At 74.1% G+C, this 23687-nt stretch carries 13 protein-coding genes; 9 read left to right on the top strand and 4 right to left on the bottom strand.

All coding sequences use genetic code 11. The features are described 5' to 3' along the window. Nucleotides 1-4 precede the first annotated feature (4 nt). A complete protein-coding gene (locus ACZ3YO_RS21390; protein ID WP_465571477.1) occupies nucleotides 5-958 on the top strand; it encodes an ornithine carbamoyltransferase in 954 nt (317 codons plus the stop codon). Nucleotides 959-1080: 122 nt separating this feature from the next. Here ACZ3YO_RS21390 and ACZ3YO_RS21385 read toward each other — a convergent pair whose 3' ends face one another. After that, entirely contained in the window at nucleotides 1081-1248 is a 168-nt protein-coding gene (locus ACZ3YO_RS21385; protein WP_465571474.1) for a hypothetical protein, read from the bottom strand. Nucleotides 1249-1630: 382 nt separating this feature from the next. Between ACZ3YO_RS21385 and ACZ3YO_RS21380 the strand changes: the two genes are divergently transcribed. From ACZ3YO_RS21380 to sbnB, 3 genes are read left to right on the top strand one after another with little or no spacing between them, the layout of a single operon-like run. Next, nucleotides 1631-1786, top strand: a complete 156-nt coding sequence (locus ACZ3YO_RS21380) for a hypothetical protein (RefSeq protein ID WP_465571471.1) — start codon at nucleotides 1631-1633, stop codon at nucleotides 1784-1786. Beyond that, nucleotides 1779-2792: a 2,3-diaminopropionate biosynthesis protein SbnA gene (gene sbnA, locus ACZ3YO_RS21375; protein ID WP_465571468.1), complete on the top strand. Its 1014-nt coding sequence runs from the start codon at nucleotides 1779-1781 to the stop codon at nucleotides 2790-2792. The genes ACZ3YO_RS21380 and sbnA overlap by 8 nt, the downstream gene beginning before the upstream one ends. Further along, on the top strand, nucleotides 2786-3799 hold the full coding sequence (gene sbnB, locus ACZ3YO_RS21370; protein WP_465571467.1) for a 2,3-diaminopropionate biosynthesis protein SbnB: 1014 nt from the start codon (nucleotides 2786-2788) through the stop codon (nucleotides 3797-3799). The genes sbnA and sbnB overlap by 7 nt, the downstream gene beginning before the upstream one ends. 73 nt (nucleotides 3800-3872) lie before the next feature. Here sbnB and ACZ3YO_RS21365 read toward each other — a convergent pair whose 3' ends face one another. The 3 genes from ACZ3YO_RS21365 to ACZ3YO_RS21355 form a co-directional block, all read right to left on the bottom strand. Next, nucleotides 3873-6779, bottom strand: a complete 2907-nt coding sequence (locus ACZ3YO_RS21365; protein ID WP_465571465.1) for a helix-turn-helix transcriptional regulator — start codon at nucleotides 6777-6779, stop codon at nucleotides 3873-3875. Nucleotides 6780-6889: 110 nt separating this feature from the next. Further along, nucleotides 6890-7093: a hypothetical protein gene (locus tag ACZ3YO_RS21360; RefSeq protein ID WP_465571463.1), complete on the bottom strand. Its 204-nt coding sequence runs from the start codon at nucleotides 7091-7093 to the stop codon at nucleotides 6890-6892. A gap of 42 nt (nucleotides 7094-7135) precedes the next feature. Then, nucleotides 7136-10087, bottom strand: coding sequence for a type 2 lanthipeptide synthetase LanM family protein (locus ACZ3YO_RS21355; protein WP_465571461.1), 2952 nt, complete (start codon nucleotides 10085-10087; stop codon nucleotides 7136-7138). A gap of 490 nt (nucleotides 10088-10577) precedes the next feature. On the opposite strand from ACZ3YO_RS21355, the gene ACZ3YO_RS21350 reads away from it, so the two are divergent. The 5 genes from ACZ3YO_RS21350 (at nucleotide 10578) to ACZ3YO_RS21330 (ending at nucleotide 23677) form a co-directional block, all read left to right on the top strand. Further along, nucleotides 10578-10799, top strand: coding sequence for an MbtH family protein (locus tag ACZ3YO_RS21350; RefSeq protein ID WP_396320196.1), 222 nt, complete (start codon nucleotides 10578-10580; stop codon nucleotides 10797-10799). After that, nucleotides 10796-12649, top strand: coding sequence for an amino acid adenylation domain-containing protein (locus ACZ3YO_RS21345; protein ID WP_465571458.1), 1854 nt, complete (start codon nucleotides 10796-10798; stop codon nucleotides 12647-12649). The genes ACZ3YO_RS21350 and ACZ3YO_RS21345 overlap by 4 nt, the downstream gene beginning before the upstream one ends. Continuing rightward, on the top strand, nucleotides 12646-15969 hold the full coding sequence (locus ACZ3YO_RS21340; protein ID WP_465571455.1) for an amino acid adenylation domain-containing protein: 3324 nt from the start codon (nucleotides 12646-12648) through the stop codon (nucleotides 15967-15969). The genes ACZ3YO_RS21345 and ACZ3YO_RS21340 overlap by 4 nt, the downstream gene beginning before the upstream one ends. A gap of 228 nt (nucleotides 15970-16197) precedes the next feature. Further along, nucleotides 16198-17244, top strand: coding sequence for a TauD/TfdA family dioxygenase (locus tag ACZ3YO_RS21335; RefSeq protein ID WP_465571453.1), 1047 nt, complete (start codon nucleotides 16198-16200; stop codon nucleotides 17242-17244). Beyond that, nucleotides 17231-23677 carry an amino acid adenylation domain-containing protein gene (locus ACZ3YO_RS21330; protein WP_465571450.1) on the top strand — a complete coding sequence of 2149 codons (6447 nt, stop codon included), beginning with the start codon at nucleotides 17231-17233 and terminating at the stop codon, nucleotides 23675-23677. Before ACZ3YO_RS21335 ends, ACZ3YO_RS21330 begins: the two co-directional genes overlap by 14 nt. Nucleotides 23678-23687: the final 10 nt, after the last annotated feature.

Raw genomic sequence — 23687 nt, 5'->3', positions numbered from 1 at the left:
CGGAATGTCCCGTCCGCAACACCGCCACCTGATCTCGATCGACGACCTCGGCTTCGAGGAGATGCACCGCATCGTGCAGCGGGGCGCCGACTTCGCGGCCGGTCGCTGCGAGGACGCCCGCCCGCTGCACGACGCTGTCGTGGGCGTCCTGTTCCGCAAGACCTCCACCCGCACCCGCACCGCCTTCGCGGCCGGAACGCTGCGTCTGGGCGGCCGGTTGATTTCTTACGGCCCCGACGACCTGCAGGAGAACACCGGGGAAACCGTCGAGGACACCGCCGCGGTGCTGTCCCGGATGCTCGACGTCCTGGTGGCCAGGACCGTTGGCAGCGAGGCCGAGCTGCGGGCCTTCGCCGCCCAACGGCGGATGGCCGTCATCAACGCGATGAGCGCCGCCGAGCACCCCACCCAGGCGCTCACCGACCTCACCACGCTGCTCGGCCGGTTCGGGCGGATCGAGGGTCTGCGGGTGCTCTATGTCGGCGAGGGCAACAACACCGCATCGGCGCTGACGTTGGCGCTGTCCCGTTACCCCGGGACGGAGCTGCACCTGCGAACTCCGGGCGGGTACGGGGTCGAACAGCGCTACCTCGACCGGGCCGCCGAGTACGCGGCGGGCAGCGGCGCGCTGGTGGAGCAGCGGCACGACATGGCCGACCTGCCCCAGGTCGACGTGGTCTACACCACCCGATGGCAGACCACCGGCACGACGAAGCCCGACCCCGACTGGCGGATCGCCTTCGAGCCGTTCCGGGTGGACAAGGCCGTCATGGACGCCACTCCCGATGCGCTGTTCATGCACGACCTGCCCGCGCACCGCGGCGACGAGGTGACCGCCGAGGTGCTCGACGGGCCCGCCTCGATCGCCTTCGAGCAGGCCGAGAACAAGTACCACAGCGCCCGCGCGGTGCTGGAGTGGTGCGTCGGCACCGACCCGGCCGGAGCCGGCCAGGAGTGAGCCCGGCCGAACGGGCCGTCTCCCGAAGCCCCGGGAGGGCGGCCGGTTCGGCCTGTCCGCGGACGGCGCGGTACGACCACCGGCGGACCGGGCCGCGGGGAGCCGACCTCTCGGTCCGGCCATCAGTCCGTCTGCGCCGTCAGCCGGTCGAGGACCTCGGCGAGCCCCGCGACGTGCGGCGGCTGCAGCACCCCGAGGTGGTCGCCGCCGACCCGGTGGACCTCCGGACCGCCGGCGGTCGGCTCGGTCCGGCGCGCCAGGTGGTCCTGGAAGGGCTGCCCGGAGGCCACGTCGTGCCCGCCGCCCGCGAGTTCGTCGCCGGCCGGCCGGTGCAGCCGCCCCGGAGTGGGGCCGGTGCCGGTGGCCGAGGGTGGCCGGGGCGGGCTCGCGCCACACCTTGAGCCGGCCCGCCCGGAAGGGGTGGGTCCTGACCGCCTGGACGGTCCTCCTCGGCGCGCTCCGCCCGCTCCCTCGCCGCGCCGCCGAGTCCGCCCCGAACGCCTGACGCCCGAACGCCCGAACGCCCTCGCCGGTGACATCCACCGGCCGCCAAGGACACGGCGGCAGGGCGCGCATGCTGTTCCTGCTGCCCGTTTGTCTCTTGCCGCCGTTCCCCGGCGCCCGGCAGGCTCGCCCCGTCGCAGTGTCAAACCCGGAGCCAGGAGGGCCGTTGTGGACGAGGAAGCCACCGACACCTGCACGTACCAGGTCGTCGACGACGAGGAGCAGCATGCGATCCGGCTCCCCGACCGCGAACCGCCACTCGACCGGCGGACCGATGGCACCCGTGGTGCCGGTCTCACCGGCGGGGCCCATGCGCATGTCTGACACCGTTCCGGCCGGCGTGCTCCAGACCGTGGGCCGGACGCCGCTGGTCGAGCTGACCAGGATCGACCCGGCCGGCCGCTTCCGCCTCTTCGCCAAGCTGGAGGCGCACAACCCGGGCGGCTCCATCAAGGACCGCTCCGCGCTGGAGCTGTTGCGCGAGGGCATCCGGTCCGGCCGGCTGCTTCCCGGACGGTCGGTCGTCGTCGAGTCCAGCTCGGGCAACCTGGGCATCGGGCTCGCCCAGGTCTGCGGATACTTCGGGATCCGCTTCATCTGCGTGGTGGACCCCCGCGCCAACCGCCAGAACATCGCCGTCATGCGGGCGCTGGGCGCCGAGGTCGAGGTGGTCACCCGGACCGACCCGGTCACCGGCGAGTACCTGCCGGTGCGGATCCGGCGGGTGCGCGAGATCCTCGCCGGGACCGAGCACGCCTACTGGCCGGACCAGTACTCGAACCCGCTCAACCCGCGCTCGCACCACGCGACGATGCGGGAGATCTGCGAGGCCGTTCCCGGCAGCCTGGACTACCTGTTCTGCGCGACCAGTTCGTGCGGAACACTGCGCGGCTGCGCCGAGTACGCGCGGGAGCAGCAGCTCCCGGTCACGCTCGTGGCCGTCGACGCCGAGGGCAGCGTCATCTTCGGGCGAAGGCCGGCACCCCGGCTCATCCCCGGTCACGGCGCCGCCGTCCGGCCGGCGCTCCACCAGGACGGCCTCGCGGACGAAGTGGTGCACGTCAGCGATCTGGACTGCGTGGTCAGCTGCCGGCGGCTGGCGAACCGTGAGGCGATCCTCGCCGGCGGCTCGTCGGGTGCGGTGCTCGCCGCGGTCCGGCGGATGAGCGAGCGGATCCGGCCCGGCGCGACCTGCGCCGTGATCCTCCCCGACCGGGGCGAACGCTACCTCGACACGATCTACAACGACGACTGGGTGACGTCGCACTTCGGCGACGTCTCCCACCTGTGGAGGGAGAACAGTCCGGTGGCCGAGGTGACAGCATGCTGATCCTGACAGCCCGAGACGTACGGCAGGTCCTGGACGGTGCGGAGCACCAGGTGGTCGAGGCGGTGAGCCGGGCCTACCGGCTGCACACGGCCGGCCGGACCGCCGTTCCGCACTCGCTCTTCCTGCGGTTCCCCGAGGAGGCCCGCAACCGGATCATCGCCCTGCCCGCCTACCTCGGGGACACCGGGGACACCGGGGACCGGAAGCCGGTCGCCGGTATCAAGTGGATCTCGTCCTTCCCGGGCAACCCGGCCTCCGGGCTGGAACGCGCCTCGGCGGCCGTCATCCTCAACTCGATGCGCACCGGCCACCCCGAGGTGCTGCTGGAGGGCTCGGTGATCTCCGCCCGGCGCACCGCGGCCTCCGCCGCGCTCGCTGCCGTGACGCTCGCGCCGCGGGAGCCGCAGACCGGCGTCACGCTGATCGGCTGCGGCGTGATCAACTTCGAGGTGCTCACCTTCCTGCGCGCCCTGCTGCCCGACCTGGCCGAGGTCACCCTGTTCGATCTCGACCCGGCCCGCGCGAAGGCCTTCGCCGAGCGGTGCGCGGCCCGGCTGCCCGGGCTCAAGACCGCCACCGCCGAGCGGATCGAGGACGCCCTGGCGGCCCACCCGCTGGTCTCCCTCGCCACCACCGCGTCCACCCCGCACCTGGACCCCTCCCCCTGCCGGCCCGGGACACTGCTGCTCCACCTGTCCCTGCGCGACCTCACCCCGGAGACCATCCTGTCCAGCGTCAACGTCGTCGACGACGGCGACCACGTGTGCCGCGAGGCCACCTCGTTGCACCTGGCCGAACAGCAGGCCGGTCACCGCGACTTCATCGCCGACTCCATCGGTGCCGTCCTCACCGCCGGCCGCTGCCACCGCGACCCCAAGGCGCTCACGGTCTTCTCGCCCTTCGGCCTGGGCGTCCTCGACCTGGCCGTCGCCGACCTGGTCCACCACCGGGCACAGGAGCAGGGCCTCGGCACCCATGTCCCGGACTTCCTCGCCCCCGGGGCGTAGGAGCGGCAGGTCCGCGGGGGCGAGGGAGACCCCGCCCCCGCGGAACCTCCGGAGACCGGGCACCGCGGGCCGGTCAGTCCCCGCACAGCTCCCTGGCGAGGCGGCACAGCTCCGCGCGGCCCGCACTGCCGGTCTTGTGGAGCAGGCCGGCGATGTGCTTCTCCACCGTGCGGGGCGATATCGACAGCCGCTGGGCGATGTCCTGGTTCCCGAGGCGCTCCACGAGCATGACGAACACGTCGTACTGACGTGGCGTCACCCCGCTCGCCCGCAGCGCCTCGGGGATCAACTCCCGCCCGGTGCGCCGCTGTGCGACCGACACGCCCGCCTGCCGGATCAGCGATCGGCAGGCACCGGCGACGGAACGGACGCCGGCCTCGTGGAAGTGCTCCTCGGCAGTGCGCAGCCAGCCGACGGGATCTCCCCAGCCGTCGGCGAGGGCCGCCTCGGCGACCAGGCGCAGCCCGAGGTGCCGGGCAGTCGGGAACCCCCGGGCCGCCTGCACCGCCACCTCCACCCGTGCGACGGCCTCGCCGCCGCGGCCCTCGCGTCCGAGCAGGACGGCGTCGGCGAGCAGGAGGAACTGCCGGTTCCACGCCAGCGCGGAGGCCGGTGCCGCCAGGACCGTCGCGTACGCCGCGCGGTCGGCGGTGCCCTCCAGGACGGCGAGCAACGGACCGAGGCCGTGTCGTCCGCTGAGGTAGAACACGTTGGGGTGCCGGTCCTCCCAGGCGGCCGCGGCGGCCAGTTCGGCCAGTGCCTGGGCGCGGTTCTCCTCCAGGAGAGCGCAGAAGGCCCGGCACAGGCCGTGCACGACCGGCGTGAGGAAGGAAGCGGAGTCGTCGGCGCGCTCGAAGCGGAGCAGTTCCCGCTCCATCTGGCGCCGCCGGCCCTGGTGGGCGGCGAGGGCTGCCGCCACCAGCAGCAGGTAGCGGTGGATGCCGAGGTTGCGCATCCTGGCACTCGGCTCCAGGCAGCGGTCGATGATCTCCCGGGCGGCCGGGAAGTCGGCGCGCTGCAGGGCGTCCATGGCCAGCAGGCCTTCCGCGTGCTGGGCGAGGATGAGGGCCCCCAGGTCGCGGGCGGCGTCCCTGGCCTCCCGGATCCGACGCGCGTCACCGGTGCGCATGAAGGCGTTCCCGCCGAGCCGCAGCAGTGCCTCCACCCGCCAGACCGGCAGGGTGTGCGCCTCCGCGACGGCGAGCATCCGCTCCAGGCACGCGTCCGCCTCGTCGAAGCCGCGTTCGCGGGCCAACAGGGCCAGCAACTGCCACGCCTGGCAGGCCACCACGGGGAGCTTCTCGCGCTCGGCGACCTCGGCCGCCTCGCGGGCCAGCCGCTCGGTCTGCGCCGTCGCCCCGCCGTGGCCGGGCAGCAGCGCCAGGTGGCCCTCGACCACGTCGAGGGCGGCGGTCTGGCGGGGATCCCCGGAGCCGTCGAGCTGCGCACGGGCCGCGGCGATCTGCGCCAGGGTGTCGGCGGCGCGCTCGGCGATCACGGCCACCCAGGCGAGCCTGGTGTGCAGGGCGACGCGACGCTCGATGTCCAGCGCGTCGGCCCCGGCATCCGGTAACGACTCGGCCAGGGTGAACACCCGGTCCAGCTGCCCGGCCTCGGCCAGCGCGTAGACCAGCGACTCGACGACGTCGGTGCGGTCGGTCGCCGCAGCCAGCTCATGGGCCCGCTCCAGCAGTTGCACGGCGGTGGTCGAGGCTCCCGCGGCGAGCGTGCGGCGGCCCGCCTCGGCGTAGAGCAGCGCCGCTCCCGGCCCGTCGCCGCCCAACTGCCGCAGGTGCGCGACCAGCTGGCAGTGCTCGTCGGAGAGTGCCGGGTCGGCCGCCAGGATCGCCTCGGCCGCCCGGAGGGCGATCACGGCCCGCTCGGCCGGAGGCAGCCCGGCGAGCAGGGCCTCCGCCGTGAGCGCGTGCCGGAAGGCGTACTGGTCGACGGCGGTGGGATCGGGGACGACGAAGCCCGAGGCGGCCGCCGCGGCCAGGTGGTCGAGCAGCAGCCGCGTGCCGTGGCCGGTGATCAGCTTGAGCGTGCCGAGCGAGAAGCCGGTGCCGAGGGTGGCGGCCAGCAGCAGCAGGTCGCGCACCTGTGGATCGAGCTGCTCCAGCCGGTGGCGCAGGCCGCTGACCACGTTGGCCGGAACGGCGGCCGCCAGGTCACCGGTGACCCGCCAGTCGCCGCCGTCCTGGCGCAGCGCCCCGGAGGTGACCATCTCGGCGAGCAACTCCTCGACGAGGTAGGGGATCCCGTTGCTGAAGGTGTTCAGCCGGTCGACCACGGCGGCGGGCACCTGCTCGGCCCGCAGCTCCAGGCAGCCGGCGGCGAGCGCGCCGATCTGGGACATGCCGAGCGGCTCCAGGACGGCCACCGAGGCGACCCGGCGGCGCTCGCCGCCCCGGGCCAGCTCCAGGGCGGTCCCCGGTTCGGGCCGCAGCGTGGCCACCAGGAGGACCGGCAGTCCCGCCAGGTTGTCGACCAGGTAGTCCACCACGGCGATGGTGTCCGAGTCGGCCTCGTGCAGGTCCTCCAGGACGAGCAGGCAGCCGCCGTCCCGGCCGATGACGACCAGCAGCCGCAGCATCGCCTCGGCCAGCTCGACCGCGCTCTCGGGGTAGCCGGGCACGGCGGTGTGCCGCCACTCCGGGATCACCCGGCCCAGGGCCGGACGGTAGGGCTCCAGCTCCGGGTCGTCGGGGACACCGACGACCCGGAAGCGAGAGTTCAACGCCTCGATGAGCGGGCGGTAGGGGATCCCGGCACTGGTCGGGCTGCCGCGGCCGCGCAGCACGGGCAGGCCCAGCGACTCGGCCCGCCCGGCACAGTCCCCCGCCAGCCGGGACTTGCCGATCCCCGCCTCCCCCGAGAGGAAGACCGCGTGGCCCGCGTTGTGCTGAAGATCGGCCAGGGCGCTCCGGAGCAGGCCGAGTTCGATCTCACGGCCGATGGTCGTCGGGGAAGTGTTGCGCACGTTCGCAGGCTACTGTGCAGGACTTGTGATGAATAGTGATCTCTAAAGGAAGATAACCACGCTCCTTGCACGCGCCCGCCGGGCGACCGGCCGGAACCACCTCGAAACGGTCAGTTGTGCTCGTCGGTGACCGGCTGGCTGATGGTGGTCCACTGACTGGTGCTGCGGAACGCCGAGGCCTCGCGCAGCAGCCGGGACCGACGGCCGAGTCCGCCGCCGCTCCGCAGCCGGATCTCACCCGCCGGGTGGTCGCCGGTGGCGCCGAATCCGCTGGTGGGCTGCTTCCGGCGCGGTAGGAGGTCGGTGGTGTTCATGAACGGTTTCCTTTCCACTGCAGACGATCTCGGAGGTCGGCGTCAGATGGTCTCGGAGGTGACCGCGGCCCGGGACACGAGTCGGGCCGACGGCGGTTCAGGGGTCGGCTCCCGCAGCAGCAGGGCCGACGGGACGCGGTCGGCGAAGCCGAGCCGCAGCAGGCCGTGGCCGCGGCCGGCCAGGCCGGTGAGCAGTCCGGGCGACGCGGTCCCGGCCCGGGCGGCGCGGCGGGGGCCGCGCCGGGCCGCAGCGGCGGCCCGGTCCCGCAGTGCCGAACGGTCAGGCGTCCGGTGCAGCAACTCCAGTGCGCCCCAGTCGCCGTGACACAGGCTGTGATCAGGCAACGGTCCGGTGCCGGCGAGACGTCCGACCACCTCGGCGACGGTCTCGGCGAGCCCGGGGTCCGCCACCGCCTCGGCCCGGTCGGCGACCGCCAGCGCCACCCCGGCCGAGCCCGTGCACCAGGAGAGGTCCACCCCGGCGGACGGCAGCGCGGCCACGGCCGAACGCAGCGCGGCCAGTCCCGTCCGGCGGTACCGCTCGCCGCCCCCGGCGGCGGCGAAGCCGAGCAGCGCCCAGCCCACCCCGGCGGCGCCGGTGGCGAAGCCCGGCGCCGCCGGGACGGGCGCGGCGGCGAGCCGGTCGGCGCAGGCATCCGCGCCGCGCCGGAGCTCGGCCGACGGACTCACGCGGTGCGCGGCCAGCAGCGCGACCAGGCCGCCCGCCGTGCCGTCGAGCACACCGGTCGGCTGCTCGACCCCGGCGGCCCGGACGGTCAGGGCGGCCGCCGGATCGATCAGGGCGCGCACCCCGGCGTCGTCCAGGGCGGCTGCCACGCCGGTGAGTGCGTACAGGATGCCGCCGAGCCCGGTGAAGCCGCCCGAGCCGACCGCGGCGAGGTCCTCGTCCGGGAGCGCGGCGAGCCGTTCGAGCAGCTCCGGCACCGGCTGCAGAGCGGCCAGCGCCGTCCCGGCGTAGCGGTCCGCGCCGGTGACCGCGGCCAGTTGGGCGAGGAACAGCGCGACGCCCGTGTACCCGTGCCCCAGGTCGGCACCGCAGGGCCCCAGCCTGCGGTACCGATCGCCGAGCGGTTCCACGCCCAGCCAGTTCGCCCGCCCCCGCCCCCGGTGGGCCCGCCCGACCAGCAGGTCGCCGAGCTCCCGGGCGGCGCCGAGCAGCCGCCCCGGAGCGGGCGGTTCGCCCGGCTCGGCGGCGCGCGGGCCGGGCACGGCGGCGGGATGGGCCGCTTTCGCGGCACGGCAGGCCAGCGACGCCCGGATGATCCGCTCCTGTCCGGCGAGGTCGGCCTCGTCCATCGCGGCGAGGCGGTCCGTCACCCGGGCCAGTCCGGGCCGGTCGAGGGCGCCGGGGATGCGGGCGCCGGTACCGCTCCACAGGTCGACGCGGCCCGGCCGCGCCGTGAACACCGGCACGTCGCCTTCCCCCAGTTCGGCGACCTCGTGGCCGAGCAGTCCCGGCCAGCCCCGGTCGTCCACCGCGTCCGTACCGAGCAGCCGCAGCAGCGCCTCCCGGTCGGCCGGCTCCCGCAGCACGTCGGGGTGGGTGGCCTCGACGAGGACCGTCGCGTAGACCTGGGTCGCCCGGGTGACCACGCGGACCTCGTCGTCGGCGAAGCGGCGCAGCAGGCCGGCCAGCTTCTGCCGGTCCGTCAGGATCGCGTGGTAGCCGGCGCGGAAGCCGGCCACCAGTGCCTCGGCGTGGGCGGCGGGCTCGGCTTCGGCGCCGTCCAGCCGGGGGCGGTTGTCGCCGGCGGGGACCGAGCCGGGCCGGCGCACCAGCCGCATCTCGTCGGTGCCGGCGGCCTCCCAGCCGATCGCCTCCAGCGGCGAGCGGTGGTCGGTGCCGCCTCCGAGGCCGGAGAGGTCGAGCGCGGCCTCGTCCCCGAGCATCAGTTGGGGCAACAGGCCGGTCCGCTGGACGGACTCGTCCAGCGCACGGCCCGCCGGGTCGGCGGCGGCGGGGTCCTCGGGCGAGGGCGGGTGGAAGAGCGTCTCGACGTCCACCGGCACCGGGTGGTCGCCGCAGGCGATCAGGTTCTCGTGGTGCAGGTCGGTGAGGTCGAGGACGTGGGCGATGGCGAGTAGCGCGCCCTGGCGCCGGTAGAACCGGTCCAGTTCGGCCGGGGAGGCGCAGGGTCCGGCCTCGATGAACTCCGACCAGCCGTATCCCGGACGGGTCAGCAGGGCGGGCGTGCGCAACCCGGGCGTCCCGGGGCGGGAGTTGAACCAGTCGACCAGTTCGCCGAAGTGGTGGTCGGCCGCGAGCGGGCGGGGCTTGTAGACGAGCCGGCTGCCGTCGGCGAAGCCCAGTACGGCGACCCGTCGGCCGCCCCGGTGCGCGTCACCGGTGGTCCGGTCCACGGCGGCCAAGGGCCCCGGGTCGCGTCCGGCCAGCAGCCGGGCGACCAGTTCGGTGCGGTCGGCGGTGTACCGGGTGAGCAGTTCGGCCATGGCCGCGACGGCGTTCACGCAGGAACGGCCGACCAGCAGGGCCAGCACCGGGTACTCGGCGAACAACCGGGCCAGGCCGCCCCGGGTGCCGGTGGTGGCGACGAAGTCGCGGAACCTGGCCGGCGGGGTCGCGCCCGCCAGTCGCCCCTCCACCCTGGCCACCCGGAGCTCCAGCACCAGCGCGCGGGCCGCCAGACCGCCCAGTGCGGCGGCCGTCCTCGCGGTGAACTCCGCCACAATCTGCGGTAGTTCGGCCGACAGGCCGACCGCCGGGTCGAGCGCGGCGAGCAGCCGCCGCCCGGCCAGGCCGGCGAACGGCGCGAGCACGACGGCGAAGCCGGCCGTCCCGGGCAGCGGCCCGGACGGCAGGACCGCGTCGCCGGGTGCGGCGGCGAGAGCAGCCTCGACGAACTCGGCCGGGTCGAGCTGCTGCGGGCCCGGGGACTGCGCCGGCGCGAGGGTCGGCGACCATCGGGACGAGGCGGTCTCCTCCCCTGCTGCGAGCGTACTGTCACCGATCACGGCGCAGAGCCTGTCAGTCCGCCCGGTGGCGGCGCAAGAGACGGGAACCAGCCGGAATTACCCTACCGGGGGACGGCGTTGAGGGTATCCGGCGCACCTCGTCCCCGGAGGCGCCGGCATCGGTGCCGGGCACGAGGAGGAGTCCGGATTCCACCCCGACTACGGCAGCCCGCCCGGGCACTACGCCAAGATCGGACGGGAGGTCCAGGTGGCACTCACGGCCCTCTGCGCCTTCGCGGCCCGAGCGCCTCCTGACTTCCGTTGACCACCCGCGCTCAGTGGCCGGCCGCACGGCATCCGTCGCCGAGTCGGCATGCGGGCAGCATGCTGCGCCGGTGACGGTGCGTAGTAGAGAAGGACTGGCAGTCCTTGCCGCAGCCCGACTGCGTGATCCTCGGCCGGTTCTTCCCTATGGCGGCCGGACCGCTGCGAGACAGGCTTTCACCAGGGCGCCGGAAGACAGGCGCCGGCCGAGCGGGAGGAGAGCGGAATGGCTGACGAGGACACCGACGGGCGCACCTATCTCGTGGTCCGGAACGACGAGGAGCAGTACTCGATCTGGCTCGCGGACCGGGAGGTCCCGCTGGGTTGGCACCGGGAGGGCACCGAGGGTACCCGGCAGGCGTGCCTGGACCACATCGACTCGATCTGGACGGACATGCGTCCGCTCAGCCTGCGCCGGCGCATGGAGCAGGAGAGCCGGCCCGCATGAGCACCCAGGCTGGCCGCGCCGCGCCGCCGCTGCCCGGGCAGTGCGCGCACGATCGGTTCGCGGAGCGGGCGAACGACGCGCCGGAGGCCGTAGCCCTGGAGTGCGGCGGCCGGCGGCTGACCTACGCCGAGCTGGACGCCAGGGCCGGCCAGGTGGCCCACCTGTTGCGCGGGCGCGGCGTGCGGCCCGGCGTCGCGGTGGCAGTGTGCGCGCAACGGGACCTGGAGGTGCTGGTCGCGCTGCTGGGCGTGCTCAAGGCGGGCGGCCACTACCTGCCGCTGGACCCGGACTACCCGGCCGAGCGGTTGGAGTTCATGCTCGCCGACTCCGGCACCCGGTTGCTGCTGGTCCAGCCGGAGTTCGCCGACCGGTTCGCCGGCGCCCCGGGCCTGGACACCGTCCTGATGGACCGGGACTGGTCGGCCGCGTCCGAGCTGCCCACCAGTACGCCGGCGGCCGGGGCCCGGCCCGACGACCTGGCGTACGTGATGTACACCTCCGGGTCCACGGGCCGCCCCAAGGGGGTCGAGGTCACCCATCGCAACATCATGCGGCTGGTCCACGAGGCCGACTACGCGGACCTCGACCCGGGGCAGGTGATGCTGATGCTCGCCCCGCTGTCCTTCGACGCCTCGACCTTCGAGCTGTGGGGCGCGCTGTGCAACGGCGCCAGGGTGGCCGTGCTCCCGCAGGGCGTGCCGACCGCGGCCTCGATCGAGCAGGCGGTGCGGCGCCACGGTGTCACCGTGCTGTTCATGGCCGCCGGGCTGTTCCAGCACGTGGTGCGCACCCGTCCCGGTGCGCTGGCGGGGGTGCGCCAGGTGCTGGTGGGCGGCGACACGCCACCGCCCGCCGAGGTGCGGACGGTGCTCGAGTTGGGCGTGGAGGTCGTCAACGCCTACGGGCCGACCGAGTGCACGACGTTCAGCTGCGCCCGGCGCGGCGTCACCGTCGCCGAGACCCGTGGGAACATCCCCATCGGCGGCGGCATCGTCCGCACCGACACGTACGTGGTGGACGAGGCGTACCAGGAGACGCCGGCCGGGGTGGCCGGGGAGCTGCTGATCGGCGGCCCGGGGGTCGCCCGCGGCTACCTCGGCCGGCCTGCCCTCACCGCCGAGCGCTTCGTCCCCGACCCGTTCGGCACCGCGCCCGGTGCCCGGCTGTACCGGACCGGGGACCTGGCCAGCCGGGACGCCGACGGCGTGCTGCACTACCTCGGCCGGCGCGACCAGCAGGTCAAGATCCTCGGCCACCGCGTGGAACTCGGCGAGATCGAGGTCGTGTTGGGCAATCACCCCGAAGTGCGAGGGGCCGCGGCCGCCGTCCGGACGACCCCGAACGGGGACAAGCAACTGGTCGGCTACGTGCTGTCGGACACCCTCGGCCCGGCGGCCGACGGGCAGCTGCAGGACTATCTGCGCGAACGGTTGCCGGACTTCCTGGTCCCCACCGCCTGGGTGCGGCTGACGGAGTTCCCGCTGACGCCCAACGGCAAGCTGGACCGCTCGGCGCTCCCGGCGCCGGTGGCCGGCGGTGACGGCCCGGGGCTCGCCCCGCGCACACCCCTCGAGCAGGCCGTCGCCGAGGTCTGGACCGAACTGCTCAAGGTGGCCGCGATCGGCGTGCACGACGACTTCTTCGGGCTGGGCGGAAACTCCCTGCTGGCCACCCAGGCCGCCGTGCTGCTCCAGGAGCGGTTCCCCGTCGACCTCCCCGTGAACGTGGTGTTCAGCGCACCCACCGTCGCGTTGCTCACCGAGGAGGTCCATCGCGCGATCGCCGAGCATGTCGCGCAGCTGTCCGACACAGAGGTGGAGTCCATGTTGTCTCAGGAGCGTGAGGGATGAGCACACCCCTGACCGGTCCCGCTTCGGCAAGCCCCACCGACCAGCGGCAGGCCCTGCTCGAGAGCCTGCTGCGCGCGGGCGGCCGCAGCGCCCGGACCTCCGACACCATCCCCCGGGTGCCGCGGGACCGGCCGCTGCCGCTGTCGTCCGCCCAGCAGCGGATCTGGCTGGTGGAGAGCCTGCGCCCAGGCACCACCGAGTACGTGGTGCCGGTCGGGTGGGAGCTGCGCGGACCGCTGGACGTGGCGGCGTTGCGCGCCGCGCTGGCGCAGGTCGTGGCGCGGCACGAGGTGCTGCGCACCCGCTATCTGGCGGTCGGCGACGAGGTGAGTCAACTCGTGCTTCCCGAAGACGAGTTGGACTTCGAGATGGTGAACCTCGGCGAGCTTCCCGCCGACGCCCGGGCAACCCGGCTGGACGAACTCGTGGAGCGCCAGGCCCGCACGCCGTTCGACCTCGGCGGCCGGGGCCCGCTGCGGGTCCGGCTGGTCCGGTTCACCGCGGAGCACCACGCGCTGGTCCTGATGGTGCACCACATCGCCTTCGACGGCTGGTCCATCGGCGTTCTGGCCGCCGAACTCGGCGTGCTCTACCCGGCGTTCGCCGATGGCCGGGCCGATCCGCTGCCGGAACTCCCGGTGCAGTACGCGGACTTCGCGGCATGGCAGCGCGAGGCGCACTCCGGCACCGCACTCTCCGGCCAACTGGATTACTGGCGGGAGAAGTTGGCTGGATCGACTGCGCTGGAGCTGGCCACCGACCGGCCCCGACCGGCGGCCTTCGACCCGGCCGGCGCCACCCTGTCGTTCACCGTGCCGGCCGAGATCGCCGAGCCGCTGATCGCCTGGGGGCGGTCCCGGGGCGCGACACCGTTCATGGTGCTGCTGGCCGCGTTCCAGCTGCTGCTGTCCCAGCACGCAGGCCGCACCGACGTCACCGTGGGCACCCCGGTCGCCGGCCGCGCCCGGGCCGAAGTACGGGACCTGCTGGGCTTCTTCGTCAACACCCTGGTGCTGCGTACCGACCTGTCCGGCGAGCCGACCTTCGAGGAGGTCGTCGGCCGGGTCCGGGAGACGGCACTGGGGGCGTACGCGCACCAGGACGTGCCGTTCGAGCGGCTGGTGGACGAGCTGGCGCCTGCGCGCGACCTGTCCCGCAACCCGCTGTTCCAGACCATGTTCTCTCTGCACGACTCGGACACCGCCGCGGAGTTCAGTGGGGCCGGGGTGCGGGCCACTGCGCTGACGACGCCCTGGCACAGCGCCAAGTTCGACCTGATGCTGCAACTCACCCAGCAGTCCGACGGTTCGCTGTCAGGCGTGGTCGAGTACGCCACGGAGCTCTTCGAGCGGGAGAGCATGGCGGTGCTGGCCGAGCACTTCACCACGCTGCTGGGCGTGGTCGCCCGCGATCCGAAGGCCGTCGTGACGGGGACTTCGCTGCTCTCGCCGCGCGAGCGCGGCCTGCTGGAGGGGTGGAACGAGACCTCGGTGGCGTACCCGCAGGGCGACGTGCTGCACGCCCTGGTCGCGCGGCAGGCCGCCCGCACCCCGGCGGCCGTGGCCGTGCGGTTCGAGGAACAGCAGCTCGAATACCGCGAGTTGGATGCCCGTGCCGAGCAGCTGGCGCGGCGGCTGCGGGCCGCCGGGGTGGGGCCGGAGACCGTGGTGGCCGTCTGCCTGCACCGCGGCCTGGAGCTGCCGGTGGCGCTGCTGGCCGTCCTCAAGGCGGGTGGCGCCTACCTGCCGCTGGATCCCGGCTACCCCGCCCAGCGCCTGGGCTACATGCTGGACGACTCCGCGGCCCCGGTGGTGCTGAGTACCGCCGAGCTCGCCGCGACCCTGCCGCCGCACCGGGCCCGGGTCCTGCTGGTCGACGAGGAGGCCGCCACCGCGGAGACCCCCGCGGGGGCCGGGGCGACTACCCGGGTGGACCCGCTGCACCCGGCCTACGTCATCTACACCTCGGGCTCGACCGGCCGGCCCAAGGCCGTGGTCACCCCCCACCAGGGCATCGTGAACCGGCTGCGCTGGATGCAGGACACCTACGGGCTCACCGGCACCGACCGCGTCCTGCACAAGACGCCGTACAGCTTCGACGTCTCCGTCTGGGAGCTGTTCTGGCCGCTGACGACCGGCGCGACCCTGGTCGTCGCCCGGCCCGACGGCCATGGCGACCCCGAGTACCTCGCCCGGACCATCAGCCGTCACGAGATCACCGCCCTGCACTTCGTCCCCGCCATGCTCCGGGCGTTCCTGACCGCGCTGCCCCCCGGCACCCCGCTGGAGCCCTTGCGCCTGGTGCTGTGCAGCGGCGAGGCGCTGCCCGACGACCTCGCCGCCGCCTTCCACCGGCACCCCGCCACCGGCCGCGTCCAGCTGCACAACCTCTACGGCCCGACCGAGGCCTCCATCGACGTCACGGCCACCGCGTGCCCGCCCGGCGAGCACGTCACCATCGGCACCCCGGTCGCCAACACCCGGGTCCACGTGCTGGACCGCGACTTCGCGCCGCAACCGCTGAACGTCCCGGGTCAGCTCGCCCTGGCCGGCGTCCAGCTGGCCCGCGGTTACCTGGGACGCCCCGCGCTGACCGCCGAGCGCTTCGTTCCCGACCCCGACCCCCGCCACCCCGGCCGTCGGCTCTACCTCACCGGGGACCTGGCCCGGCGCAACCCCGACGGCACCGTCACCTACCTGGGCCGCAGCGACCACCAGGTCAAGCTGCACGGGCACCGGATCGAACTCGGCGAGGTCGAGACCGCGTTGCGGGAGCACCCACTGGTCGCCGACGCCGCGGCCGCCGTCCAGGGCGATCCCGGCCAGGAGCGGCTCACCGCCCACCTCGTGCCCGCCGACCCCGACGCCGTCCCGGATCCCGCCGACCTGCGAGCCTGGATGCGCCGTCTGCTGCCCGACCACATGGTCCCCAGCGCCTGGGCCACCCTTGCGGGGCTCCCGCTGACCCCGAACGGCAAGCTCGACCGGCGGCTGCTGCCGCTGGTCGAACCGGACGGCGGGGCACAGGAGTTCGTCGAGCCCCGCGGCGAAGGCGAGCGGACGGTGGCGAGCGCTTGGCGTGAGGTCCTCGGAGTCGAACGGGTCGGCGCGCACGACAACTTCTTCGACCTCGGCGGTCACTCCCTGCTGGCCAGCCGGATCACCCTGCGGCTGCGCGGGACGACCGGCCGGGAGGTACCGGTACGGGCGCTCTTCGACCATTCGACGGTGGCCGAACTGGCCGCCGCGCTGCCCGGCTACCCCGAGCTGTCCGCTACGGTCGCGCTCCCCCTGCCGGGCACCCGCCGGCTGCGCCGGTAGGACACCCGACGGGCGGTGGTCAGCGCGCTGGACGGCATCCGCGCGCAACCGCCTGCCGGTTCGGTCTGCGCGGTCGTCCTCCACGCGAGCCGACCACGGCGTTCACCGCCTTCGTCGACGCCGCCACCACGCGGCCCGACCTGCCCGTGGACCACCTCTCCCTGCCCCGTTCCGCAGGGATCCGTCTCCTCCCTCGGCCGAGGCCAGGGATCTCCATGGAGGTATCCGATGACCGCGCATCCATCCGCCCCGTCCGTCCCCGCGGATCACCAACGGGAGCCCACCGCGCAGTCCGCGCTCCCGTTCGTCCTGGCGGCGGACGCGCCGGGCACACCGGTGGCCGACGTCCTGCCCGCCGCCCGTCCGCTGATCCGCCGACGGCTCCTGGAGCACGGGGCGGTCCTGCTGCGCGGATTCGAGGTCGGCGGGGTGGACGGGTTCGCGGGCGTGGTCCGGGCGGTGTCCGGGGAACCGCTGGCCTATGCCGAACGCTCCTCGCCCCGCAGCACGATCAAGGGGCAGGTGTACACCTCCACGGACTACCCACCCGCCGAGGAGATCTTCCTGCACAACGAGAACTCCTACCAGGCCGACTGGCCGCTCACGCTGTTCTTTTCCTGCGTGCGCCCGCCGGACACGCGCGGCGCGACGCCGCTCGCCGACACCCGCCGCATCCACCGGTCGATCGACCCCGCGGTGCGCGAGGAGTTCGCCGCCCGCGGCTGGATGGTCGTGCGCAACTTCACCGACGGCTTCGGGGTGCCCTGGCAGCAGGCGTTCAACACCGACGACCGTGCCGAGGTGAAGCGGTACTGCGCCCGCAACGGCATCGAGCCGCAGTGGACCGGCGAGAACGGCCTGCGCACCCTCGCCCGGCGCCAGGCAGTGCACCGGCACCCGGTCACCGGCGAGACCGTCTGGTTCAACCACCTCGCCTTCTTCCACGTGAGCACGCTGGCCGCCGACGTGTGCGCCGGGCTGCGGGAGATGTACGACGAGGAGGATCTGCCGACCAACACCTACTACGGCGACGGCGCGCCCATCCCCGACGAGGTCGTGGCGCACCTGCGCGCGTGCTACCGCGCCGAGCAGCGCCGCTTCGACTGGCAGCTCGGCGACGTGCTGGTGGTGGACAACATGCTGGCGGCCCACGGACGTGAGCCGTTCACCGGTCCACGCAAGATCGCGGTGGCCATGGCCGAGCCCTGGTCGGCTGCGGCCGGGGGCGGCCACCGCTCCGACGCGCTCGGGGAGGCCTCCGATGGGAACCGATGAGGCGGGATACTCCCTGTCCTTCGCCCAGGAGCAGCTCTGGTTCGTCGACCAACTCCGGTCCGGCGCCTCGACCGAGTACCTGTCGAACCAGACGCTGCGGCTGCGCGGCCCGCTGGACCCCCGCGCGCTGTCGGCCGCGCTCTCGCAGATCTCCGCGCGGCACGAGATTCTGCGCACCCGCTACGGCACCGTGGACGGCGCCGGGGTCCAGATCGTCGACGAACACGCGCCGGTGGAGCCGCGCCCGGTCGACCTGCGCGAGCTGCCGGCCGCCGACCGGGACGCGCGCCTGCGCGAGCTGGGCCACGCCGAACTGACGACCCCGATCGACCTGCGCACACAGGCACCCTGGCGGCTGACGCTGGTGCAGCTCGGGCCGGACGACGCGGCCCTGCTGGTCACCGTCCACCACATCGCCTTCGACGGCTGGTCCTGGTCCGTGCTCGCCCGCGAACTGCAGGACTTGTACGAGGCGTTCTGCTCGGACCGGCCGTCCCGGCTGGAGCCGTCGACGCTGCAGTACGCGGACTTCGCCCAGTGGGAGCGCGACCGTTGGGAGGCGGCCGGCGAGGTGATCGAGCGCCAGCGCTCCTACTGGCGCGCGCGGCTGGCCGGACTGGAACCGCTGGAACTCTCCACCGACCACCGGCGACCGGACCAGTGGGTGTCGACCGGGGCCGACCTGACCTTCACCGTGCCGCGCGAGCTGGCCCTGCGCCTGGCCGAGCTCGGCCGGCACCGCGGCGCGACGCCCTTCATGGTCTACCTGGCCGCCTTCCAGGTGCTGCTGGCCCGCCACTCGGGGCAGCAGGACGTGGCCGTCGGGGTATCGGTGTCCCGGCGCGAGCCGGCCGCTCTCGAACAGCTGATCGGCATGTTCCTCAACACCGTGGTGCTGCGCGCGGACCTGTCCGGCGGTCCGTCCTTCACCACTCTGCTGGCGCAGGTCCGCGAGACGGTCCTGGACGCCCACGAGCACCTGGACGTGCCGTTCGAGCGGGTGGTCGCCGACCTCGCGCCGGAGCGGGACCTCTCCCGCAACCCGGTGTTCCAGGTGGGCTTCGCCCTGCACACCGTCGCGCCGCAACCGTTCCAGCTGACGGGGCTCGAGGTCACCGCGGACGAAACGGCGACTCCCAGTTCCGCCTTCGACCTCTCCCTGCACCTCACCGAGCGCCCCGACGGCTCGGTGAACGGCCGGCTGATCTACCCGACCTCCCTGTTCAAGCTCCCCCGGATCGCCCGGATGGCCGAGCACCTGCTGCGGCTGCTGGGCGACATCGCCGACCGGCCGGACGCCCCCGTACACCGGCTGGAACTCCTCGCCGAGGCCGAGCTGGGGCAGTTCGAGGAGTGGAACCGCACCGACGCCGCGTCGCCGGAACTCTCGCTCCCCGAGCTCTTCCGCGCCCAGGCCCGGGCGACCCCGGACGCGGTGGCGGTGGTGGCCGGGGACCAGGAGCTCGGCTACGCCGAACTCGCGGACCGAGTACGGCGCCTGGCGCTCCACCTGCGCACCCGGGGGGTCACCCGTGAGACGCCGGTCGGGGTGGCGCTGCACCGCGGCACGGACCTGGTCACGGCGCTGCTCGCGGTGCTGACGGCGGGCGGCGTGTACGTCCCGCTGGCGCCCGAGTACCCCGTCGACCGGCTGGCGTACATGGTCGCTGACGCCGACGTCGAGGTCGTGCTGACCGAGGAGTCGCTGCGGGAGCGGCTGCCGGCCGACCTGCGGGTGGTGACGCCGGACGACGCCTGGCTGACGGGCGACGCCCCGGCCCCCGACGCCGAACTGCCCTCCGTCCAGGACACCGACGGGGCCTACGTGATGTACACCTCCGGCTCGACGGGCCGGCCCAAGGGGGTGCTGATTCCGCATACCGCGATCCGCAACCGGGTGCTCTGGTCGGTCGAACGGTACGGGCTCGGCGCCGGCGACCGGCTACTGCAGAAGACCACGATCGGCTTCGACGCGGCGATGTGGGAGTTCCTCTCGCCGCTGGTCTGCGGCGCCACGGTGGTGATGGCCCCCCAGGAGGCACACCGGGACCCGACCGTGATGATCCGGGCGGTCGCCGAACACGGCGTCACCGTCCTGCAGTTGGTGCCCTCGGTGCTGCGGCTGCTGCTGGCCGAGCCCGAACTGGCCGGCTGCGCCTCGCTGCGGCTGGTGTGCTCGGCCGGCGAGCCGCTGCCGGCTGAACTCTGCGAGCGGCTGCGCGCGGTGGTCGACGTCGAGGTGTTCAACACCTACGGCCCCACCGAGTGCGCCATCGACTCCACCGCCTGGCGCTACGAGGGCGGCGGGGGCGACGGCATCGTGCCGATCGGCCACCCGCTGACCGGTGTCCGGACCTATGTGGTGGACCGCGACGACGCCCTGGTGCCGGTCGGCGTCCCCGGCGAGCTGTGCGTGGGCGGGATCGGCCTGGCGCGCGGATACCTGGGCCAGGGCGCGCTGACCGCCGAGCGGTTCGCCCCCAACCCGTTCGCGGCCGGACCCGGCGAACGTTGGTACCGCACCGGCGACCTGGTGCGCCGCCGCGAGGACGGCGCGCTGGAGTTCGTCGCCCGCGTCGACGAGCAGGTCAAGGTGCGCGGGGTGCGGATCGAACCGGGTGAGATCGAGGCCGTGCTGACCGCGCACCCCTCGGTCACCGCCGCCGCGGTGACCACCCGCCGCTCGACGGCGGGCGACCTCGAACTGCTCGCCTACGTCGTACTCGCGGACGGCGACGAGGACGGCGAGCCGGCCGGAACGGACGAGATCCGCGCCCACCTCGCGGCCCGGCTGCCGGAGGCGATGGTGCCCTCGGTCGTGGTGCTCCTGGACACGATGCCGCTGACCCCCAGCGGCAAGGTGGACCGGCAGCGGCTGCCCTCACCCGAGGAGCGGGACCGACCGGCGGGCGGGCGGTGGACCGCCCCGCGCACCCCGGCGGAGGCCGCAGTCGCCGCGCTGATGGCCGAGGTCCTCGAAGTGCGGCAAGTCGGCGCCGAGGACGACTTCTTCGCGCTCGGCGGCCACTCCCTGGTGGCCATCCGGCTGGTCCTGCGGCTGCGCCGGGACTTCGGCATCAAGCTGACGGTCGGCGAGCTGTTCAGCGCCCGCACCGTCGCCGCGCTGGCCGCCCGGATCGACGCCGCCCGCTCCGAGGGTGACGGGCCGGGCGTGCGGCCGGTGCCGCGCACCGGGGAGCTGCCGCTCTCCTTCGGCCAGCAGCGCATGTGGTTCCTCGACCAGCTGGAGCCAGGGAGCGACGAGTACCTCGTCCCGCTGGCGCTGCGCCTGCGCGGCCCGTTGGACGCCGAGGCGCTGCGGCTGGCGGTGGACGCCACCGTCGCTCGGCACGAGGTGCTGCGGACCCGCTACCTCGCCGACGACGGCAAGCCGCGGCAGGTGATCGACCCTGCGGGACCGGTCCCCTTCGAGCTGGTCGACCTCAGCGGTACGCCGCAGCCCGAGGAGCGGGCGCTGCGACTGCTGGCCCAGGCCGCCGGCCGGGCCTTCGACCTGGCGGCCGAGTGGCCGCTGCGGGTCACGGTGGTCCGGACCGGGCCCGAGGAGCACCTGGTGGTGCTGACCCTGCACCACATCGCTTGCGACGCCTGGTCGATGGGCCCCTATCTGCGCGACCTGGACCAGGCCTACCGCGCGCTCGCCGCCGGCGAGCCGTCACCGCTTCGCCCGCAAGCCGTCCAGTACGCGGACTTCGCCGCCTGGCAGCGGGGTCAGCAGTCCGCCGGCGAGACGGCCGGGCAGCTCGACTACTGGCGTGAGCGGCTGGCCGGACTGGAGCCGCTGGCGCTGCCGACCGACCGGCTGCGCTCCGCCGTCCGCGACGCACGCGGCGACCTGTTCGACGTCGAACTGCCGCAGGCGCTGGGCCGGGAGGTCGCGGAGCTGGCACGCCGGCGCGGTGTGACACCGTTCGTGCTGATGCTGGCCGCGTTCCAGGTGCTGCTCGGCCGCTACACCGGTCTCGACGACGTCGCGGTCGGCACCCCGGTGGCCGGGCGGACCAGGCCGGAGACCGAGGAGCTGGTCGGCTTCTTCACCAACAGCCTGGTGATCCGCACCGATCTGGCGGGCGACCCGGTGTTCGGCGAGTTCCTCGAGCAGGTGCACCGGGTGTCCGCGGAGGCGTTCAGCCACCAGGACGTGCCGTTCGAGCACCTGGTCGACGCGCTGAAGCCGGACCGCGACCTCTCGCGCAACCCGCTGTTCCAGGTCATGTTCGAGCTCCAGCACCAGGAGGGCGACCTGACCGCGCTCGGCGGGGCGGCTGTGGAGAGCATCGAGACCGGCCCGGCCGTGGCCAAGTTCGACCTGACGGTGAGCGTCACCCAGCACGGCGACGGGCGGCTGCGCTGCTGGTTCGAGTACGCCACGGCGCTGTTCGACCGGGCCACCGTCGAGCGGCTGGCCGGACACTACCTGACCCTGCTGCGCAGCATCGTGGATGCCCCGGACGCACGGCTGAGCGCCCTCGCGATGCTCACCGCCCCCGAGCGGCACGACCTGCTCACCGTCTGGCCCGACCCGGACGGGGACCGGCTGGCCGCGCTCGACCCCGCCGAGCAGCACGGGCTGTGCGTGCCCCAGCTGATCGAGCACCAGGTCCGGCAGACGCCGGACGCGATCGCGGTGGTCTTCGGGGACCAGCGGATCAGCTACGCGGAGCTGAACGCGCGGGCGAACCGGTTCGCCCGCCGGCTGCGCGCGCTGGGGGTCGGACCGGAGACCGTCGTCGGCTCGTGCCTGGAGCGCAGCCCTGAGGCGGTCGTGGTGCTGCTGGCGGTGCTCAAGGCGGGCGGGGTCTACGTCCCCTTCGACCCGAGGCATCCGGCGCAGCGCCTGGAATTCATGCTCGCCGACGCCGGCGCCGAGGTCGTGGTCACCTCCACCGAGTTCGCCGACCGGCTCGGCGGCGGCGGTGGGCGGCTGCTGGTGCTGGACAAGGAGGAGGCGGCCGCGGGGCAGGGCTCCTCGGCCGACCTGCCCGCGCAGGCCGGTCCCGGCAACCTCGCCTATGTCATCTACACCTCGGGCTCCACCGGCCGTCCCAAGGGGGTGATGATCGAGCACCGGTCCTACGCCCAGCACTGCCGGGTGATCGCGGACGCCTACGGCATCGCGCCGGGCGAGCGGGTGGTCCTGCTGTCGGCCCTCACCTTCGACGTCGCCATGGACCAGATCGCGGCCACCCTGGTGGCCGGCGCGACCGTCGTGGTCGGCGACCCGGTCTTCTGGACGCCCGCCGAACTGCCGGCCCGACTGGCCGAGCACGAAGTGACGATCGTCGAGATAACCCCCGCCTACTACCGGGCGATGCTGGAGTCACCCGAGCTCGGCCGGTTGACCTCGCTGAAGCTGATGAACGTCGGCAGCGACGTGGTCACCGTGGCCGACGCCGAGCGCTGGGCGGACAGCGGCCTGCCCGGACGGTTCCTGTGCAACTACGGGCCGACCGAGGCGACCGTCACCTGCCTGCTGCACCCGGTGAGCGACACCCGGCCGCCCGGGCAGCAGTCCGCCGCCCTGCCGATCGGACGGCCGGTCGCCGGCACCCGGGCCCACGTCTTGGATGCCGACCTGCGGCCGGTGCCGGTCGGGATCGCCGGCGAACTCTGCCTGGGCGGGGCGCGGCTGGCCCGTGGCTACCACCGCCGGGCCGCCCTGACCGCCGATCGCTTCGTGCCGGACCCGCTGGCCGTCGAACCGGGGGAGCGGCTCTACCGCACCGGTGACCTGGTCCGCCGACGGCCGGACGGCGCCATCGAGTTCCTCGGGCGGATCGACCGTCAGGTCAAGGTGCGCGGGCTGCGGATCGAGCTCGGTGAGATCGAGGCGGCGCTGGCCGCACACCCCGCGGTGCAGGAGGCGGTCGTCATCGCCGCCGAACCACTGCCCGGGGACCGCCGGCTGGCTGCCTACCTGGTGGCCCGACCCGGCGACACCGTACCGAGCATCGGCGAACTCCGCTCTCACCTTCGGGAGTTGCTGCCGGAGTACATGATCCCGTCGCTGTGGGTGACGCTGGTGGACCTGCCGCTGACGCCGAGCGGCAAGGTCGACCGCAAGGCGCTGCCGGATCCGGTGTCGGCCGGGGCGGCCGGCGGGCGGGAGTACCAGGCGCCCGGCGACCCCGTCGAGGAGGCGCTGGCCGGCATCTGGAGCGAGCTGCTCGGGGTGGAGCGGATCGGGGTGCTGGACGACTTCTTCGCCCTCGGCGGCAACTCGCTGCTGGCCACCCGGGTCCTGGCGGGGATCCGGACGGCGTTCGCGGTCGAGCTCCCGCTGCGCCGCCTGTTCGAGGCCACCACCGTGGCCGCCCTCGCGCAGGCGGTGTCCAAGGCCGTCGAGGACGACATCGCCGAGCTGACCGACGACGAGGTCGCCGGGCTGCTCTCCGAGGAGGGTGCGCGATGACCGGGACCGC

It is taken from the genome of Kitasatospora sp. NPDC022785 (assembly GCF_055561295.1).
The sequence above is the reverse complement of the archived record's forward strand: the minus strand, read 5'-3'. Positions and strand labels throughout refer to the sequence as shown.

What these genes read in the sequence shown, in the direction of transcription:
- ACZ3YO_RS21390 (WP_465571477.1), top strand. Translation starts at nt 5, where the DNA reads ATGTCCCGTCCGCAACACCGCCACCTGATCTCGATCGACGACCTCGGC.
- sbnA (WP_465571468.1), top strand. Translation starts at nt 1,779, where the DNA reads ATGTCTGACACCGTTCCGGCCGGCGTGCTCCAGACCGTGGGCCGGACG.
- sbnB (WP_465571467.1), top strand. Translation starts at nt 2,786, where the DNA reads ATGCTGATCCTGACAGCCCGAGACGTACGGCAGGTCCTGGACGGTGCG.
- ACZ3YO_RS21360 (WP_465571463.1), bottom strand. Translation starts at nt 7,093, where the DNA reads ATGAACACCACCGACCTCCTACCGCGCCGGAAGCAGCCCACCAGCGGA.
- ACZ3YO_RS21350 (WP_396320196.1), top strand. Translation starts at nt 10,578, where the DNA reads ATGGCTGACGAGGACACCGACGGGCGCACCTATCTCGTGGTCCGGAAC.
- ACZ3YO_RS21345 (WP_465571458.1), top strand. Translation starts at nt 10,796, where the DNA reads ATGAGCACCCAGGCTGGCCGCGCCGCGCCGCCGCTGCCCGGGCAGTGC.
- ACZ3YO_RS21340 (WP_465571455.1), top strand. Translation starts at nt 12,646, where the DNA reads ATGAGCACACCCCTGACCGGTCCCGCTTCGGCAAGCCCCACCGACCAG.
- ACZ3YO_RS21335 (WP_465571453.1), top strand. Translation starts at nt 16,198, where the DNA reads ATGACCGCGCATCCATCCGCCCCGTCCGTCCCCGCGGATCACCAACGG.
- ACZ3YO_RS21330 (WP_465571450.1), top strand. Translation starts at nt 17,231, where the DNA reads ATGGGAACCGATGAGGCGGGATACTCCCTGTCCTTCGCCCAGGAGCAG.